This window comes from Streptomyces sp. NPDC087845, assembly GCF_044742755.1.
In the GTDB taxonomy this organism is placed as follows: domain Bacteria; phylum Actinomycetota; class Actinomycetes; order Streptomycetales; family Streptomycetaceae; genus Streptomyces.
On record NZ_JBIUVC010000006.1, the window covers coordinates 359240 to 375954 of the forward strand.

Annotated in this window: 15 protein-coding genes and 1 pseudogene; 10 read left to right on the plus strand and 6 right to left on the minus strand. The window is 71.3% G+C overall.

Annotated elements, in window-relative coordinates; all coding sequences use genetic code 11:
- Nucleotides 1-9 precede the first annotated feature (9 nt).
- Genes meaB through mutA form a run of 3 tightly spaced genes read right to left on the minus strand, consistent with a single transcriptional unit; the run spans nucleotide 10 to nucleotide 5102 of the window.
- Complete coding sequence (gene meaB / locus ACIOMQ_RS18385; protein WP_402189496.1) at nucleotides 10-1023, minus strand: methylmalonyl Co-A mutase-associated GTPase MeaB; 1014 nt, start codon at nucleotides 1021-1023, stop codon at nucleotides 10-12.
- 12 nt (nucleotides 1024-1035) lie between these two features.
- A complete protein-coding gene (gene scpA, locus ACIOMQ_RS18390; protein ID WP_402189499.1) occupies nucleotides 1036-3237 on the minus strand; it encodes a methylmalonyl-CoA mutase in 2202 nt (733 codons plus the stop codon).
- Nucleotides 3237-5102, minus strand: a complete 1866-nt coding sequence (gene mutA / locus ACIOMQ_RS18395) for a methylmalonyl-CoA mutase small subunit (protein ID WP_402189501.1) — start codon at nucleotides 5100-5102, stop codon at nucleotides 3237-3239. Before mutA ends, scpA begins: the two co-directional genes overlap by 1 nt.
- 831 nt (nucleotides 5103-5933) lie before the next feature.
- On the opposite strand from mutA, the gene ACIOMQ_RS18400 reads away from it, so the two are divergent.
- The 4 genes from ACIOMQ_RS18400 to ACIOMQ_RS18415 all read left to right on the plus strand — a co-directional run bounded on the left by ACIOMQ_RS18400 (nucleotide 5934) and on the right by ACIOMQ_RS18415 (nucleotide 8935).
- The gene (locus ACIOMQ_RS18400) at nucleotides 5934-6731 is read left to right on the plus strand and encodes a tyrosine-protein phosphatase (protein WP_362198662.1); all 798 of its coding nucleotides are present in this window, start codon (nucleotides 5934-5936) and stop codon (nucleotides 6729-6731) included.
- Nucleotides 6732-6893: 162 nt separating this feature from the next.
- Nucleotides 6894-7835, plus strand: a complete 942-nt coding sequence (locus ACIOMQ_RS18405; RefSeq protein WP_402189506.1) for a hypothetical protein — start codon at nucleotides 6894-6896, stop codon at nucleotides 7833-7835.
- 136 nt (nucleotides 7836-7971) lie between these two features.
- Nucleotides 7972-8376 (plus strand): DUF1992 domain-containing protein, encoded by a 405-nt coding sequence (locus tag ACIOMQ_RS18410; protein WP_401268569.1) that lies wholly within the window; start codon nucleotides 7972-7974, stop codon nucleotides 8374-8376.
- A gap of 67 nt (nucleotides 8377-8443) precedes the next feature.
- The gene (locus tag ACIOMQ_RS18415; protein WP_401268566.1) at nucleotides 8444-8935 is read left to right on the plus strand and encodes a GNAT family N-acetyltransferase; all 492 of its coding nucleotides are present in this window, start codon (nucleotides 8444-8446) and stop codon (nucleotides 8933-8935) included.
- A gap of 70 nt (nucleotides 8936-9005) precedes the next feature.
- Here the strand turns inward: ACIOMQ_RS18415 and ACIOMQ_RS18420 are convergent, their stop codons facing one another.
- Nucleotides 9006-9395: a VOC family protein gene (locus tag ACIOMQ_RS18420; RefSeq protein WP_362198674.1), complete on the minus strand. Its 390-nt coding sequence runs from the start codon at nucleotides 9393-9395 to the stop codon at nucleotides 9006-9008.
- A gap of 286 nt (nucleotides 9396-9681) precedes the next feature.
- Between ACIOMQ_RS18420 and ACIOMQ_RS18425 the strand changes: the two are divergent.
- Nucleotides 9682-10099 (plus strand): annotated as a pseudogene (locus tag ACIOMQ_RS18425) (DUF6328 family protein).
- 21 nt (nucleotides 10100-10120) lie between these two features.
- On the opposite strand, the gene ACIOMQ_RS18430 reads toward ACIOMQ_RS18425, so the two are convergent.
- Both ACIOMQ_RS18430 and ACIOMQ_RS18435 read right to left on the minus strand, forming a co-directional pair.
- Nucleotides 10121-10948, minus strand: a complete 828-nt coding sequence (locus ACIOMQ_RS18430; protein ID WP_402189509.1) for a VOC family protein — start codon at nucleotides 10946-10948, stop codon at nucleotides 10121-10123.
- 153 nt (nucleotides 10949-11101) lie between these two features.
- Nucleotides 11102-11434: a DUF6479 family protein gene (locus ACIOMQ_RS18435; RefSeq protein WP_362198683.1), complete on the minus strand. Its 333-nt coding sequence runs from the start codon at nucleotides 11432-11434 to the stop codon at nucleotides 11102-11104.
- 308 nt (nucleotides 11435-11742) lie between these two features.
- On the opposite strand from ACIOMQ_RS18435, the gene ACIOMQ_RS18440 reads away from it, so the two are divergent.
- The 5 genes from ACIOMQ_RS18440 (at nucleotide 11743) to ACIOMQ_RS18460 (ending at nucleotide 16627) form a co-directional block, all read left to right on the plus strand.
- Nucleotides 11743-12150 (plus strand): hypothetical protein, encoded by a 408-nt coding sequence (locus ACIOMQ_RS18440; RefSeq protein ID WP_362198686.1) that lies wholly within the window; start codon nucleotides 11743-11745, stop codon nucleotides 12148-12150.
- A 99-nt stretch (nucleotides 12151-12249) separates the two neighbouring features.
- Complete coding sequence (locus ACIOMQ_RS18445; protein WP_362198689.1) at nucleotides 12250-12816, plus strand: 2Fe-2S iron-sulfur cluster-binding protein; 567 nt, start codon at nucleotides 12250-12252, stop codon at nucleotides 12814-12816.
- Nucleotides 12813-13799, plus strand: a complete 987-nt coding sequence (locus ACIOMQ_RS18450) for an FAD binding domain-containing protein (protein WP_402189512.1) — start codon at nucleotides 12813-12815, stop codon at nucleotides 13797-13799. The genes ACIOMQ_RS18445 and ACIOMQ_RS18450 overlap by 4 nt, the downstream gene beginning before the upstream one ends.
- Before the next feature lie 42 nt (nucleotides 13800-13841).
- The gene (locus ACIOMQ_RS18455) at nucleotides 13842-15941 is read left to right on the plus strand and encodes a xanthine dehydrogenase family protein molybdopterin-binding subunit (protein ID WP_401268558.1); all 2100 of its coding nucleotides are present in this window, start codon (nucleotides 13842-13844) and stop codon (nucleotides 15939-15941) included.
- Between the two features lie 173 nt (nucleotides 15942-16114).
- The gene (locus ACIOMQ_RS18460) at nucleotides 16115-16627 is read left to right on the plus strand and encodes an ATP-binding protein (protein WP_362198698.1); all 513 of its coding nucleotides are present in this window, start codon (nucleotides 16115-16117) and stop codon (nucleotides 16625-16627) included.
- The last annotated feature ends 88 nt before the right edge of the window (nucleotides 16628-16715 follow it).

Below are 16715 nucleotides of genomic sequence, written 5' to 3' on the forward strand. Positions count from 1 at the left end.
ACCGCTGCCTCACCCGTCGGCGCGACCCGCCACCGGGTGCGTGCCCCGGAACGCCTCCAGGATCTGCTCGGCCGCCAGCGTGGCGGTCAACTCGCCGTCTCTTACGCGCTGTTCCAGCGCCGGAGTGAGCGCGCGCACCTCCGGATGGGCGTGCAGACGCTCCAGCAGTTCGTCCCGCACCATCGTCCAGGTCCAGTCGACCTGCTGGTCACGCCGCTTCGCCGCGAGCCGTCCGGACGATTCGAGCAGCGCACGGTGCTGCTCCAGACGCTCCCACAGCGTGTCGAGGCCGCTCGACTCACGGGCGCTGCAGGTGAGGACCGGGGGCGTCCAGGCCGCGTCCACCGGATGCATCAGCCGCAGTGCGCCCGCCAGTTCGCGCGCGGCCGCGCGGGCGTCACGCTCGTGCGGGCCGTCCGCCTTGTTGACCGCGATGGCGTCCGCCAGCTCCAGGACGCCCTTCTTGATGCCCTGGAGCTGATCGCCGGTACGGGCCAGCGTCAGCAGCAGGAACGTGTCGACCATATTGGCCACCGCCGTCTCCGACTGGCCGACGCCGACCGTCTCCACCAGCACCACGTCGTAGCCCGCGGCCTCCATCACCACGATGGACTCCCGGGTCGCCTTGGCCACCCCGCCGAGCGTCCCGGCGGTGGGGGAGGGGCGCACGAACGCCGCGGGGTCCACCGCGAGGCGCTCCATCCTGGTCTTGTCGCCCAGGATGGAGCCGCCGGTACGGCTGGAGGAGGGGTCGACGGCCAGCACCGCGACCCGGTGGCCGAGCCCGGTGAGCATCGTGCCGAGCGCGTCGATGAACGTGGACTTCCCGACCCCCGGCACACCGCTGATGCCGATGCGCCGGGCGTTTCCGGAGTGCGGGAGCAGCTCGCGCAGCAACCGCTGGGCCAGCGCCCGGTGATCGGGGCGGGTGGACTCGACGAGAGTGATGGCGCGCGCGATGTACGCCCGCTTTCCGTCGAGCACGCCCTTCGCGTAGCTGTCGATGTCGATCTTCGGAGCCATCGGGTCAGCGGCTCACAGCTCGTGGCCGAGCGCGGCACCGAGCTGCGCCACCAGGTCGTACGCGGCATCCGGAATCACCGTGCCGGGCGGGAACACGGCCGCTGCCCCCGCCTCGTGCAGCGCCTCGACGTCCTGCGGCGGAATCACCCCGCCCACCACGATCATGATGTCGTCGCGGCCCTCGGCGGCCAGCTCCTCGCGGAGCGCCGGGACGAGGGTGAGGTGCCCCGCGGCCAGCGAGGAGACGCCCACGATGTGCACGTCCGCCTCCACCGCCTGCCGTGCCACCTCGGCCGGCGTCTGGAACAGCGGGCCGACGTCGACGTCGAAGCCCAGGTCGGCGAAGGCCGTCGAGATCACCTTCTGACCCCGGTCGTGGCCGTCCTGCCCCATCTTGGCGACCAGGATGCGCGGACGGCGCCCCTCGGCCTCCTCGAACCGGTCCACCAGCGCCCGGGTACGGTCCACGGAAGGGGATTCACCTGCTTCGTTGCGGTACACACCGGAGATCGTACGGATCTGGCCCGCATGCCTCCCGTACACCTTCTCCAGGGCGTCCGAGATCTCGCCCACGGTCGCCATCGCGCGTGCCGCGTCGACGGCGAGTGCCAGCAGATTGCCTTCGAGGCCGGGCCCGGGGGCCCGCCCGGCCGCGGCGGTCAGCGCGCGCAGAGCCGCCTGGCACACCGGCTCGTCGCGCTCCTCGCGCAGCCGGCGCAGCTTCTCGACCTGCTGGGTGCGCACCGAGGAGTTGTCGACCTTGAGCACATCGATCTGCTCGTCGGTCTCCACCCGGTACTTGTTGACCCCGATCACCGGCTGGCGCCCGGAGTCGATCCGCGCCTGGGTACGGGCCGCGGCCTCCTCCACCCGGAGCTTCGGGATGCCCGCGTCGATGGCCTGCGCCATGCCGCCCGCCGCTTCGACCTCCTGGATGTGCTGCCAGGCCCGGCCCGCCAGGTCGTACGTCAGCCGTTCCACGTACGCGCTGCCGCCCCACGGGTCGATCACCCGGCCGGTGCCCGACTCCTGCTGGAGCAGCAGCTGGGTGTTCCGGGCGATCCGCGCCGAGAAGTCCGTCGGCAGGGCGAGGGCCTCGTCGAGCGCGTTGGTGTGGAGCGACTGGGTGTGCCCCTGCGTGGCGGCCATCGCCTCCACACAGGTCCGGGTGACGTTGTTGAACACGTCCTGCGCGGTCAGCGACCACCCCGACGTCTGCGAATGGGTGCGCAGGGAAAGCGACTTGGCGTTCTTCGGCTCGAACTCCCTGACCAGTTTGGCCCACAGCAGCCGGGCCGCACGCAACTTCGCGATCTCCATGAAGAAGTTCATGCCGATCGCCCAGAAGAACGACAGCCGCGGTGCGAACGCGTCCACGTCGAGCCCGGCCTCCCGCCCCGCCCGCAGATACTCCACTCCGTCCGCCAGGGTGTACGCCAGTTCCAGATCGGCGGTCGCACCCGCCTCCTGGATGTGATAGCCGGAGATGGAGATCGAGTTGTAGCGCGGCATCTTCTGCGAGGTGTACGCGAAGATGTCGGAGATGATCCGCATCGAGGGCTTCGGTGGATAGATGTACGTGTTACGGACCATGAACTCCTTCAGAATGTCGTTCTGAATGGTCCCGGCCAGCTTCTCGGGCCCGACGCCCTGTTCCTCGGCGGCCACGATGTACAGCGCGAGCACGGGGAGCACCGCGCCGTTCATCGTCATCGACACCGACATCCGGTCCAGCGGGATGCCGTCGAAGAGCTGACGCATGTCGTAGATGGAGTCGATCGCCACCCCCGCCATGCCGACGTCGCCGGTCACCCGCGGGTGGTCGCTGTCGTAGCCGCGGTGGGTCGGCAGGTCGAAGGCGACGGAGAGGCCCTTCTGCCCGGCCGCGAGGTTGCGGCGGTAGAAGGCGTTGGACTCCTCCGCGGTGGAGAACCCGGCGTACTGCCGGATCGTCCAGGGCTGGTTGACGTACATCGTCGGATACGGGCCCCGCAGATACGGGGCGATGCCCGGATACGTACCGAGGAAGTCGAGCCCCTCCAGGTCACGCCCGGTGTACAGCGGCTTGACGGTGATGCCTTCCGGTGTCTCCCACAGCAGATCGCCGTCGGAACTGCCGGAGGACTCCTTCACCGAGGCGCGCCACTGGTCCTCGGACACCTCGGTGGCGCCGCCCGGTCCGAGCTCGATGCCGGAGAAGTCAGGGATACGCATTACGCCACACCCATACGGTCGAGAAGGGAAGAGAGCACGGCCACCACATCGGAGCCCGCGAAGACGTACTCGTCGACACCGGTGTACTCGCCGGGCCGGCCCGCGAGGAACACCCGCTGCGCTCCGGCCGAGCCCAGTGCCTCGGCGACCGCCCCGGCCTGCTCGGCGTAGAGCGTGTCGCTGGAGCAGAGGCACGCCACCGTGGCCCCACTGGACGCGAACGCACCGGCGGCCGTTGTCGCGTCGACCGCGACCGGGTCGTGGACCGGTTCGATGCCGCCCGCCTGGAACAGGTTCGACGCGAACGACGCCCGCGCGGTGTGGGCCGAAGCCGGGCCCAGCGCGGCAAGGAACACCCGCGGCCGCTGCCCGGTCGCCGCGAGATGGGCGTCCGACCGGGCGCGCAGCTCCTCGAACGCCTCGTCACGACGGACCCTGGGCAGACCGCCCGATGCCGCGCCGGACACCTCTGCGGGGGGCGCCTCGCGCTCCACGGGGCGCTCCGCCAGCTGCGGGAACTCGCTGACCCCGGTGACCGGCTCCTTGCGCCGCGCCAGATCCTTGCCGCGCGCCGCCCAGGTGGCCGCGAGACGCTCACCGATCATTCCCGAGCGCAGGGCGGCCGCCTGGCCGCCCGACCGCTCGATCTCCTGGAAGAACGCCCAGGCGGCGTCGGCCAGTTCGGCGGTGAGGCGCTCCACGTACCAGGAACCGCCCGCCGGGTCGATCACCCGGGCCAGATGCGACTCCTCCAACAGGATCGTCGACGTATTGCGGGCGATGCGCCGGGCGAACGCATCCGGCAGCCCCAGGGCGTGATCGAACGGCAGCACGGTGACGGAGTCGGCCCCGCCGACACCCGCGCCCAGACACGCCAGTGTCGTCCGCAGCATGTTCACCCAGGGGTCGCGCCGCGTCATCATCACCGAGGACGTCACCGCGTGCTGTCGCTGCGCCCCGGCGCCGGCGGCCCCGCACACCTCGGCGACCCGGGCCCACAGCCGCCGCGCGGCCCGCAGCTTCGCGATGGTCAGGAACTGATCGGCCGTCGCCGCGTACCGGAACTCCAGCTGCCCGCACGCCTCTTCGACCGTGAGTCCGGCCTCCGTCAGCGCCCGCAGATAGGCGACTCCGGTGGCCAGCGAAGCGCCCAGCTCCTCGGCGGCCGAGCCGCCGGCCTCGTGGTACGGCAAGGCGTCGACGGTCAGCGCCCGCAGCCCCGGATACTCACGAGCACACCGTTCGGCCCAGTGGACCGCCGCCGCCGGATCGGATTTGTCGCCGCTGCGGGCGGCCTGTCCGAGCGGGTCGGCGCCGAGATTGCCGCGGGCGGCCTGCGCGTCGACGCCCCGCTCCGCGTACAGACGGAGCAACTCCGCCGCCGCTGCATCGAGTTCACCGCCGGCGTCGAGCACCACGGGGGCCAGATCCAGATAGACGCCGTCCAGCGCCGCCGCCAGAGCGGTCACCGGAACGCCACCGGGGCCGCCCACGGTCAGCCACAGCGAGGTGACGCCGTTCTCCAGATCGGCGAGCACCGCCTCGTTCAGGCGGGCGGCATCCGGCAGGGCGTGCCGCTGCCGCACGTCCCAGCCGCCCGCCGCATTGCCCTCGGCCTTTCCGCCGCGGGTGAAAGGGGCGAAGCCCGGGTACCCGGCATCGGGCGCGCTGTCGCGCGAGGTGTAGAGGGGACGGGTGATGAGCCCGTCCTCCACCGTGGTGGACAGCGCTTCCTCGGCGGCCGGACCCGCAACATCCTTGCCCGACTTGCGCAGCACGCCTTCGACCAGGCTTTGCCACTGCTCATGGGTGGGGTGAGGGAATTCGGCGGCCAACGAAAGCCCGTCGGCAGGCAGGACCGTCATGCCCAGATGCTAGGTCAGGTCCCGGACGAGCAGCAGAGGCTCCGTCTGTGACCTTGCACTCTCCGAACGCGCTTGATCCTTCACGCACAGTCGCGTAACCGGCGTGGATCCAGGGGTTGGCACTCCCTCCGACAGGCTTGGCATTTGCTCCATGGATCAACCGGAAGGATGGTAATTGCGAGGATTGATCCGCGTACCTTGTTGCACATGCCGGACCTGCGCAACGCGTCGGCCCGTACGTGCTGCACGCCGAAGGTCAACGGTCTCCACTCGTGCCCGCGTCCGGCACACCCCGCGCACCCGTCCCGCCGGCTTCGGCGGCGTCCGCCCGATCGTCACCCATGAACCCGTCGGAGCGGTTTCACCGGCCGACCGGGTGCGCGTGCTCGACGAGGGCCGCATGCTTCGGTGCGGGGAGGTTCCGGACCTGGTGGCCGAGCCGCCCCGAAGCGACGGCCGAGCGGCGACCCGGTGGGGCCTCGCCGAGGGGCGGCCGTGCGGACCGGCGCGAAGGCGAGCGGGGCCGCCGTCGTCGCCCGGTGGCCGAATCACCGGGAATCACGCAGCCGGGAGCCCGACGGCCTCCGCCCCATGACGTGCCGCCAGCTGTTCCCGGTCGCGCGGTATGCCGGGGAAACGCGACAGGCCGAATGGCCCGCGCTTCTGGCCTGGAGAGAAGCGATGGCGATTTCACATTTCCTTTATCTCTTTCGGTGTCCTCCAACGGCTCCCGTACGGCGTTTTACTTTGTCGAATTCCCGGCCGCGTGCGACGTTTGATCCGGCAGGTCGGAACAATTCGGATACATGCCGGGAAAAGGGGAAGTTCATCGTGCAGACCGCCAGGGCCGTCCCGGCATCCACCGTCGTCAATCTGCGCGATCTGGGCGGCATCGCCCTGGGTTCCGGCCATCGGGTCCGACCGGGTGCCGTGCTGCGCTCCGGTCAGCTCGGCGAGCTGGACACCGCGCGGGACACGGCGGTGGCGGCGCTCGGCATCCGGACCGTCGTCGATCTGCGGACCGCCGACGAGCGCGCGGCGGCGCCCGACCGGCTGCCCCCGGGCGCACGGCTCTTCGTCGCCGATGTGCTCGGCGACAACCCGGGTGTGGCCCCTGCCCGACTGCGCGCGCTGCTCGCCGACCCGGTCGAGGCGGAGCAGTTGCTGGGCAGCGGGAAGGCCGAGGAGATGTTCGCCGAGACCTACCGCCAGATGGTGCTCCTGCCGGGGGCCGCGGCCGCCTACCGGGCCTTCGTCGAGACGGCCGCCGACGACCGCGCCCGCCCGGTGCTCTTCCACTGCACGGCCGGCAAGGACCGCACCGGATGGGCCACGGCACTGCTCCTGATGCTGCTCGGTGCGTCACGAGACGTGGTGCGGGACGAGTTCCTCGCGGTGAATCCGGTCGTTCGGGCTGCCTACGCCCCGTACGTACAGGGCTTCCTGGACGCGGGCGGTGACCCGGAGATCGCGTCCGCGATCATCGAGGTCCGTCCCCGCTATCTCGGCATGGCGCTGGACGCGATGGACGAGCGGTGGGGTGGGCTCGACGGGTACGTGCGCGACGGGCTGAGGATTCCGCAGGCGGCGGTGGACCGGCTGCGCAGTGGGCTCGTGGTGTCCGCCTGAGTCGCACGCCGAGGCGCCGGCCCGTTCCGGCGCCGTCGGCCGGATTGTCATGAACGTGGCGGACGTTGGCGTACCCCCGGGTTGACTTGATACCCCCAGGGGGTATGTTGTGAGTCGTCGGAAGGCGCCGCCTTCCGGTCGATCCGATGGAGGGGAACCGTCATGAACAACGCGCTGAGGATCACCGCCTTCGCGGCCGCGCTCGCCGCGACCTTCGGGACCGCGTACGGCGTGGGAAGGGGTGTCGACCCGCTGGTGGCCGCGGAGGGCCGCCCCGCGCAGCGGCACACCGGTCATGACGAGGGGAAGGGGAGCGGGGCGAAGGCGGCGGCGGGCGGAGCGGCAGGCGGGCTGCAGGTTTCCGACCGTGGCTACACGCTGGCCCTCGAAACGCCCACGATACGAGCCGGGTCCCGGGCCGAAATCAGGTTTGCCGTCAAGGACGACACCGGCCGCAAGGTCACCGCCTATCGACGGGAGCACGGCAAGGAACTGCATTTCATCCTTGCCTCGACCGACCTCACCGAATTCCGGCACCTGCACCCGGTCCGCGCGGCCGACGGAGCCTGGTCGACCCCGGTCGACCTGCCCAGGGCCGGCGGGTACCGGGCGTTCGCCGACTTCACCCCCGCGGTCGAGGGCGCCGAGAACCTCACGCTGGGCGCGGATCTGGCCGTCTCCGGCGCCTACCGTCCCGCTCCCCTGCCGGCCCCGCGCGCCACTGCCGAGACGGACGGCTACCGCGTCGCCCTCGACGGCGAACTCCGCGCCGGCCGGAGCGGCGAGCTGAAACTGACCGTCAGCAGAAACGGCCGTCCCGTGACCGATCTGCAGCCCTACCTCGGCGCGTACGGGCATCTGGTCGCCCTCCGCTCGGGCGACCTGGCCTATCTGCACGTCCACCCGAACGAGGGCGGTCCGGGACCCGTGGTGTCCTTCACGGCGACGGCGCCCAGCGCGGGTACGTACCGGCTCTTCCTCGACTTCCAGCACGACGGGAAGGTCCGCACGGCGGCCTTCACCGTCCGTGTGCAGGCATCGGGGCAGGATGCCTCCGGCCCCCGGGAGAACGTGGCCGGGGCACCCGCCGGGCACACGCACTGAACCGGGCACACGCACTGAACCGGGCGCGGGTGACGGGCAATTGGCAGTGGCGTGGGCCCGTGGGCGCAGCGGGCGCTTTCGTGGCCCCGGGTATAGTGGACGGTCCGGAATGCGAATCCTCCGAGAGGGGCGTACGTTGACCGAACGTAAACCCGCGGGCGTCAGCTTCGAATCATGGGTCGACAAGCAGATCCGCGAGTCGGAGCAGCGCGGCGATTTCTCGCAGTTGCCGGGCTACGGCAAACCCCTCGGCACTCTCGACGCCCCCTACGACGAGACCTGGTGGATCAAGCAGAAGATGCAGCGGGAGGGGGTGTCGGTGCTCCCGCCGGTCCTGGCGCTGCGCAAAGAGGCCGAGGATGTGCGCGAAGCCGTGTCCGAGGCGCGGACGGAGGCCGAGGTGCGGCGGATGCTGGCCGAGGTCAACGAGAAGATCCGGGCGGTCATTCGGCGGCCGCCGCCCGGGCCGCTGCTGAACCGCAAGCCGTTCGACATCGACGCCGTCGTCGAGGAGTGGCGCGCGGCCCGGCGTCCGTCGTAGCCCGGGGCCCGAGGGCCCGGAAGCAGGCGCCCCGCAGGCACACAACCGGATGCGTAATACTCTCACCATGACATCGAGCATTACGCGCCCGAACGAGGGTGCGCGCCGCGAGGACGTACGGATCAGGCGCGCGACCGCGCGGGACGGCCGGCGGCTCACCCGGCTGGTCAGGTCCTCCCGCGCGTACGAGGGCCACTACGCCGCGATGGTTGCCGACTATCAGGTGGGACCCGACTACATCGAGGCCCACCGGGTCTTCGCGGCAGTGGAGGCCGCCACCGACCGGATCCTCGGCTTCTACGCACTGATCCTCGTTCCGCCGGAGCTCGACCTCATGTTCGTCGCCGATGACGCGCAGGGCCTGGGCATCGGGCGGTTGCTCGTCGCGCATCTGCGCGACGAAGCGCGGTGCGCCGGCCTGACCGGTGTCCGTATCGTCTCGCATCCGCCCGCCGAGGGCTTCTACCTGAGCGTGGGTGCCTGGCGCACCGGCACCCTGGCGGCCAATCCGCCCGCCGTGATGTGGGACCGGCCCGAACTGGAGTTGCCGGTCGCCTGACCGGGTACGGAAGGGGCCGGCCGGAACCCGTACGCGGATTCCGGCCGGCCCCCCTTTGCCGTGCGCCGTGTCAGGAGGGGAAGCCCCCGTACGGACGCGTGATGATCTCCATGGCGTGACCGGCGGGATCGAGGAAGTACACACCTCGGCCGCCGTCGTTGTGGTTGATCTCGCCAGGATGCTTCCGATGCGGATCCGCGTAGTACGTGAGCCCGAGCTCCTTGATGCGGGTGTACGCCCTGTCGAACTCCGGTTCCGAGACGAGGAAGGCGTAGTGCTGCAGGGTGATCGACGTCTCGGGAACGGTCGCGAAGTCCAGGGTGACGCCGTTTGCGGTGGCGACCGGGACGAACGGGCCCCATTCCGCGCCGACTTCCAGGCCCAGTATGTCCGCGAGGAACTCGGCGGACTCCTGTTTGTCCCGGGCGTGAATGATGGTGTGATTCAACTCGACTGACACTGTGGAATGCCTCCAACAGGCATCTCACGGGCACCTCCACGCCTCACCCGGCCGGTGACCGGCGCGCGATGCCGTACTCAAAAGCCTAGACGCGGCCGGGCGGCTCGTCGAGTGCCCGGTGTGATCGTTGTGAGGTCCACGGTGGGGAGGAGTGGCGGCTGATGTACGCCGCGCATCCGGACGGAGGCTCACGGCGACCTCGAAACCCCGCGGCCCCGGCAGCCGGGGTCCGAAGACCGGCTGCCACGAGACGCCCGAGGAGCGGGCGGACCGGCGGTGGGGGGAACTGCTCCAGGAACTGCGAGTCGCCCAGACCGGCGTGCAGATCCTGTTCGGCTTCCTGCTCGCGGTCGTCTTCCAGCCGCGCTTCGCCGAGCTGTCGGACACCGACCGCGCCATCTACGTGGTCACCGTGATGCTGGGTTTCCGCCGCCGCCCTGATCGGGCCCGTGTCGTACCACCGCCTGGTCGGCGGAACGCGGCTCAAGCCGCAGACGGTCACCTGGGCGTCACGGCTGACCGTGCTCGGACTGGTCCTGCTGCTGTGCACCATGTGTTGCGCACTGCTGCTCATTCTGCGGGTGGCCCTGCACGACTCCCTCGCCCTGTGGCTGGTGGGCGGCATGGCGCTGTGGTTCCTGGTCTGCTGGTTCGTGGTCCCGGTCCGGGCGCTGGCCCGCTCCTCGCGCGAACGTGGGAATTGACCGCCGAACGGAGCGGCCGGATCAGGCCGTGTCGCCTGCCGTGGGGTCCCGGACGTCCGTGACCGTGAAGAGCCCGCCGTCCGGGTCCAGCAGAGTCGCCTCCTCGCCCGGCCCCAGCGGACGCCGCTCGACCAGGCTGCCGCCGTTTCGCCGCGCCGTCTCGACGGTGGCCGCCACGTCGGTGACGGGGAAGAGGACCTGCCAGTGCGGGCGGACCAGCGGATCGGGCGCCGCCTCCACCGCGCCGGAGCTGATCCGGGCGAGCCTGCGCCCGTTGCAGTCGACGATGACCTCGTCCTTCTCGTACGACACCTCGCAGCTTCCGGGGCGCCCGCTCGCCCAGTCGAGCACTCCGCCGTAGAAGATCGCCGCATCGAACGCGTTCCTGGTGTGCAGTCGCAGCCAGGCGTGCGAGTGGTCGTCCGGCGCGGGGGGCGAGGTCGCGGGCTCGGTCCGTTCCCAGACGCCGAACACCGCGCCGTCGAGATCGGCCGCCAGTGCCCCGCGCCCCTTGCCGAGCGCGAGCGGCCCCACCGCGACCGTGCCGCTGCGCTCGCGGATGCGTGAGGCCGCCGCGTCGGCGTCGGGGACGGCGAAGTAGGGCGTCCAGGCCACCGCCACCCGGTAGGCGGTCGCCACCGCACCGATGCCGGCGACCGGCACGTCCCTGCGGCGTGCGACGGAGAACTCCTGCCCCAGCTTGGCCGGTCGGAAGCTCCAGCCCAGCACGGCGCCGTAGAACTCCTGCGCCGATGCAAGGTCGCGGGTCATGAGATTGACCCAGCAGGGCGCTGCGGACCCGGTCAGCGGCGCGGGCATCGACGCCGCCCCGGGAGGGCTTCCGGTCATGGTCCTACTGCCTTCATCGGTTCTGCGGCCTGCGCGTGCCGACGGCCGTCGGAGCCTCACCAGCCTCACCGCGGACAGTCCCTCCCGCAACACGCGGCGACGCGGCGCGGTCCTCCGCGGCGCGGTGCAGCTGTCCTTCCGGCTTCCGGGAGGTCAGTCACGCTGCTCGTCGCTGTCGTGGCGGATGGGCTCGTTCCCGCGGTCGCCGAGCTCGTAGGGGGAGAGTCCCCGGCCGTTGGGCGGGAAGCTCTCGTCGAGCTGGGCATCGGGTCGCTCGATGTGGGTCCGGTGGTCCGGCCGGGGCGGCTGGTCCTCGGGCCGGGGCGGAGGCGGCTCCTGGGCCCGGCGCCGCTTGCCCAGCCAGAAGCCGCCGATCAGCATGGCCACCAGCGCCACTCCGACAATGCCCATCACCGCGCCGACCGCGCCGCGCCCGTCGGCGAGGGTGAGGGCCAGCGACCTGAGGTCTCCGTTCGATACGTCCATGCCTCCCGGATACCCCGAGGGGCAGGTGTCACTCGGTCAATGATGACGAATTCATGTTTTAAGTGGATATGAACCTAAAAGTGTTTCAGGGTCGGGGTCGAGGTGCCCAGGAGGCCAGGGGCGGTGCCTTGCGCCGTCCATCTGCCGGCGGCCTCGTGTCGCCGTCGCCCGGCAGCGGGGTGAGCCTGGAGGGGATCCTCGAACCGCCGGGGGTGAGCGAGGGGAGTGCCGGACCCACCCGGCCCCGCCCACGCCGTCGGTCCCCGGCGCGGGGGCGCACCACACGGCGCCGAGCGGAAGGAATCGCGGTGAACAGCATCAAGGAGCGACAGCCGGACGAGAGCGTGCACGGCCAGGAGGTCTCGGTCGTCATCAGCGGGTGCGACACGGGTGACGCGCGGATGGTCTTCGACGCGCTGCGGGCCGCTTTCACCACCGACCGGGCCTCCGTCGACGTACCCAGGAAACTCGCGGAGAGGCGGCCCACCGCATGGGTGGCGACCGTGGACGTCACCGAGGAGAGAGTGATCTCGGGACCGGTCGCGCTCGGCGCGCCCGTGAAGATCGATGTGCAGGGCGGCTACTGGGCGGTCGAACGGCTCCGGCGGAGCCTGGCGCACGCCTTCGACGTTCGCGTCGTCGGGACGGTCTCCGGGGACCAGGAGGAAGAGGTGCGCCTGCGCCTGCAGACCCACCGGAGCCATCCGAGCCGGTAGGCCGACAGGCCGCCGCCCGGCGACGGAGCAATGAAGCGGGAAGGCAGGGCGTTTCTGGTAGAAAGCGAACAAAAGGCCACCTCTGAAAGGTGCGAGTGAGTGGACCCCTCTCACGGGCGGGACGACGGTGCGCGACAGCCGGAGGCAACCGGCGACCGTTCCACCCTGACACTGCACATCAACGGAACCGAGCGGACCCTGACGCTCGATCACCGCACCACGGTCCTGGACGCCCTGCGCGAACACCTCGACCTCACCGGTGCGAAGAAGGGCTGCGACCACGGGCAGTGCGGGGCGTGCACCGTCCTCGTCGACGGGCGGCGTGCCAACAGCTGCCTGCTGTTCGCCGTGGCCCACGACGGCGCCCGCATCACCACCGTCGAGGGCCTCGCCGACGGCGACCGGCTCCACCCCGTCCAGGAAGCCTTCCTGGACCGCGACGCCCTGCAGTGCGGCTACTGCACACCCGGCCAGATCTGCTCGGCCGTCGGCATGCTCGGCGAGGCGGCGGACGGCTTCCCGTCCCATGTCACCGCACGTGCCGCGGCCGTATCCGCACCGGCTCCACTCGACGTCCCCGAGATCCGCGAGCGGATGAGCGGCAACCTGTGCCGCTGCGGCGCCTACCCCCGTATCGTCGAGGCGATCGAGGACGTGGCGCCGTGAAACCCTTCGCCTACCTCCGCGCCCGGTCCACCGACGAAGCGGTCCGCGCGAGCTCCGCCCACCCCGGCGCCGGATTCCTCGGCGGCGGCACCAACCTCGTCGACCTGATGAAGCTCGGGGTGGAAACCCCCGACCTGCTCATCGACATCAGCCGGCTGCCGCTGGACCGGGTGGCCGACACCGACGACGGCGGGCTGCGCATCGGCGCGACCGTACGCAACAGCGACCTGGCCGCCCATCCCGCCGTACGCACCCGCTACCCCGTCCTGTCGCAGGCGCTGCTGTCCGGAGCCTCCGGACAGCTCCGCAACACCGCCACGACCGGCGGCAACCTGCTGCAGCGCACCCGTTGTCCGTACTTCCAGGACACCTCCAAACCCTGCAACAAGCGGGAACCCGGCACCGGCTGCCCCGCCCGCGAAGGCGCGCACCGCGACCTCGCCGTACTCGGCCACTCCGAGCACTGCGTCGCCACCCAGCCGTCCGACATGGCCGTCGCCCTGTCCGCCCTCGACGCCACCGTCCACCTGCACGGACCCGACGGCGAACGGACCGTACCCGCCTGCGCATTCCACCGCCTGCCGGGCGACACCCCCCACCGGGACACCGAGATCCGGGCGGGCGAACTCATCACCGAGGTGGTGCTCCCGCCGCGCCCGGACGGTGCCGGCTCCCTCTACCGCAAGGCCCGCGACCGCGCCTCGTTCGCCTTCGCCCTCGCGTCCGTCGCCGCGGTGCTGAGCGTCCGCGACGGCCGGATCGCGCATGCGGCGCTGGCCTTCGGCGGGCTCGCCCACCGGCCCTGGCGGGCACACGCCGCGGAGGACGTGCTCCGGGGCGCCCCGGCCACCGACGAGACCTTCGCACGGGCCGCGGACGCCGAACTCGCCGCGGCCCGGCCGCTGCGCGACAACGCGTTCAAGGTGGGCCTCGCCCGCAGTCTGGCCGTCGAAGCACTGGCCGAACTCGCCGCCGACAGCTGAGCAACCGCAGACAAGCAGACCCGCAGACGTGAGGATCCCGTCATGAGCCAGGCCCCTCCACCACTGGGCAATCCCGTCGTCCGCCGCGAGGGCCGGGACAAGGTCACGGGCACCGCCCGCTACGCCGCCGAACACACCCCGCCGGGCTGCCTGTACGGCTGGCCCGTCCCCGCCACCATCGCCCGCGGCCGCGTCAGCGCCATCCACACCGACGAGGCACTGGCCCTGCCGGGCGTGCGCGCCGTCCTCACCCACGACAACGCCCCGACGCTGAAGCAGCCCGACGACCCGATCCTCGCCGTCCTGCAGGACGACCGGGTCCCGCACCGGGGCTGGCACGTCGCGGTCGTCGTTGCCGACACGTTCGAACAGGCCCGCGCAGGGGCCGGGGCGCTGCGGATCGCCTACGAGGAGACCCGGCACGACGTCCTGCTGACCGAGGACCACCCCGGGCTGTACACCCCGGAGATCGTCAACGGCGACTTCCCGGCCGTCCGTGAACGCGGCGACACCGACCGGGCCCTTGCCGACGCGCCCGTACAGGTCGACGCCACCTACACCGTCGGTGCCCTGCACAACCACCCCATGGAGCCGCACGCCTCCACCGCACGATGGACCGAGGACGGCCGGCTGACCGTCCACGACTCCAGCCAGGGCTCCACCAGGGTCCGCGACAGCCTCGCCACCGCGTTCGGACTGCGCCCGCAGCAGATCACCGTGGTCTCCGAACACGTCGGCGGCGGCTTCGGTTCCAAGGGCACCCCGCGCCCGCAGACCGTCCTGGCCGCCATGGCCGCACGCCACACCGGGCGCCCTGTCAAGATCGTTCTGCCCCGGCGCCAGATGCCCGCCGTGGTCGGCCACCGCGCCCCCACCGTGCAGCGCGTCCGGCTCGGCGCCGAACTCGACGGCACCCTCACCTCGGTCGCCCACGAGGTCATCACCCACACCTCCACCATCAAGGAGTTCGTGGAGCAGGCAGCCGTACCGACCCGTGTCATGTACGGATCCGAACACAGCCGTACCGCCCATCGGGTGGCCGCCCTGGACGTGCCGAGCCCGTCCTGGATGCGCGCACCGGGCGAGGCCCCGGGACTGTACGCGCTGGAGTCCGCCATGGACGAGCTCGCCGCCGCCCTCGGCATGGACCCTGTCGAGCTGCGCCTGCGCAACGACCCGGCGAACGAGCCCGACTCCGGCCGCCCGTTCAGCAGCCGCGGCCTCGCCGCCTGCCTGGAGACGGGCGCCGCGCGCTTCGGCTGGTACGAGCGCGATCCCCGCCCCGCGGCCCGCGAAGAGGGGCCGCTGCTGCTCGGGACGGGCGTCGCCGCCGCCACGTACCCCGTGTACATCGCCGCCTCCAGCGCCACGGCGCACGCGGCACCCGACGGCTCGTACCGCATCCGGGTCAACGCCACCGACATCGGCACCGGCGCCCGCACCGTACTCGCGCAGATCGCCGCCTCGGTACTGGGGACCCCGGTGGAGAACGTCCGGATCGACATCGGCAGCAGTGACCTGCCCGACGCCCCGCTGGCCGGCGGTTCCTCGGGCACGGCCTCCTGGGGCTGGTCCGTGCACAAGGCGTCCACCGCCCTCCTGCGGCAACTGCGCGAGCGGAGCGGCCCCCTGCCCGCCGAGGGGATTACGGCCTTCGCGGACACCGGGCAGGAGACGTCCGCGGAATCCCCCTACGCCCGGCACGCGTTCGGTGCGCACTTCGCCGAGGCCGCCGTCGACTCCCGTACCGGAGAGGTGCGGGTGCGCCGGATGCTCGGCGTCTTCGCCGCCGGACACATCCTCAACTCCCGTACCGCGCGCTCCCAGTTCATCGGCGGCATGACGATGGGGATCGGCATGGCCCTGACCGAGTCCAGCACCATGGACCCCTTCTTCGGTGACTTCACCGAGAGCGATTTCGCTTCCTATCACGTGCCGGTCTGCGCCGACGTGCCGGACATCGAGGTGCACTGGATCGAGGAGGAAGACCCGCATCTCAACCCGATGGGCAGCAAGGGCATCGGCGAGATCGGCAACGTCGGTGCTGCGGCGGCCGTCGGCAACGCGGTCCGGCACGCCACCGGTGTCCGGGTGCGCAGCCTTCCGATCACCCCGGACACACTGCTGCCATACCTGCTCTGACCTGGGCGGACCCCCTCCATGCGGCCGATCGGGCGTTCCTTGTGTTGCGCAACCGGCTCTGCCGGGTCACCCTGTGGAGTGACCCAGAAGTGACATCTGCTCACTCTTCGTATTCGGGAGCCGTTGGTTCAATGGGGCGAAGTCAGTGGGCCTCGGTGTGAGGAGCCTCGACGATGACCGTTCAACTCGACCGGCACTACTCGGTCGAACTCCAGGTTTCGGCAGAGCGTGTGTACCAGCTGCGGCGAATAATCGCCGCGCATCTGCGTCACTGGAGTCTCGAACTCCACATCCGGCCCGTGTGCCGGGGTGTGGAGGAGCTGCTGACCAATGTCCACCGGCATGTCGGTGACGACAACAACTGTGTCGTCGATCTCCGCTGGTCGGGGCGGCATCTCACGGTCTCCGTCGCCGACAACGGCGCCGAGATGCCGCGGCTGCTCAGCACTGGCGGCGGTGGTCTCAGCCGCGTCATGGCCCTGAGCGACAGCTGGGGCACCTGCCGTACGGCCGAAGGCAAAGTCGTCTGGTTCACCCGGTACGCGAAGGAGCCGCGCACCGTCGAACTGGTGCCGTCGGCGCCGCTGCCCGGTGTGCGCGAGTTCCGCCGCCCGCCGGCCGCCGTTCCGGAGCCCGTGCCCGAAACCACCACGGCGGCCTCCGGCGTCACCCCCGCTCTCGTCTGAGGCGGGTCACCGGGACCGGTACTGCCGGCCCCCGTACCCGCTGAACGCCTCACCCTCCCGGCGCGGACGGCGTGCACACCGCACGCAT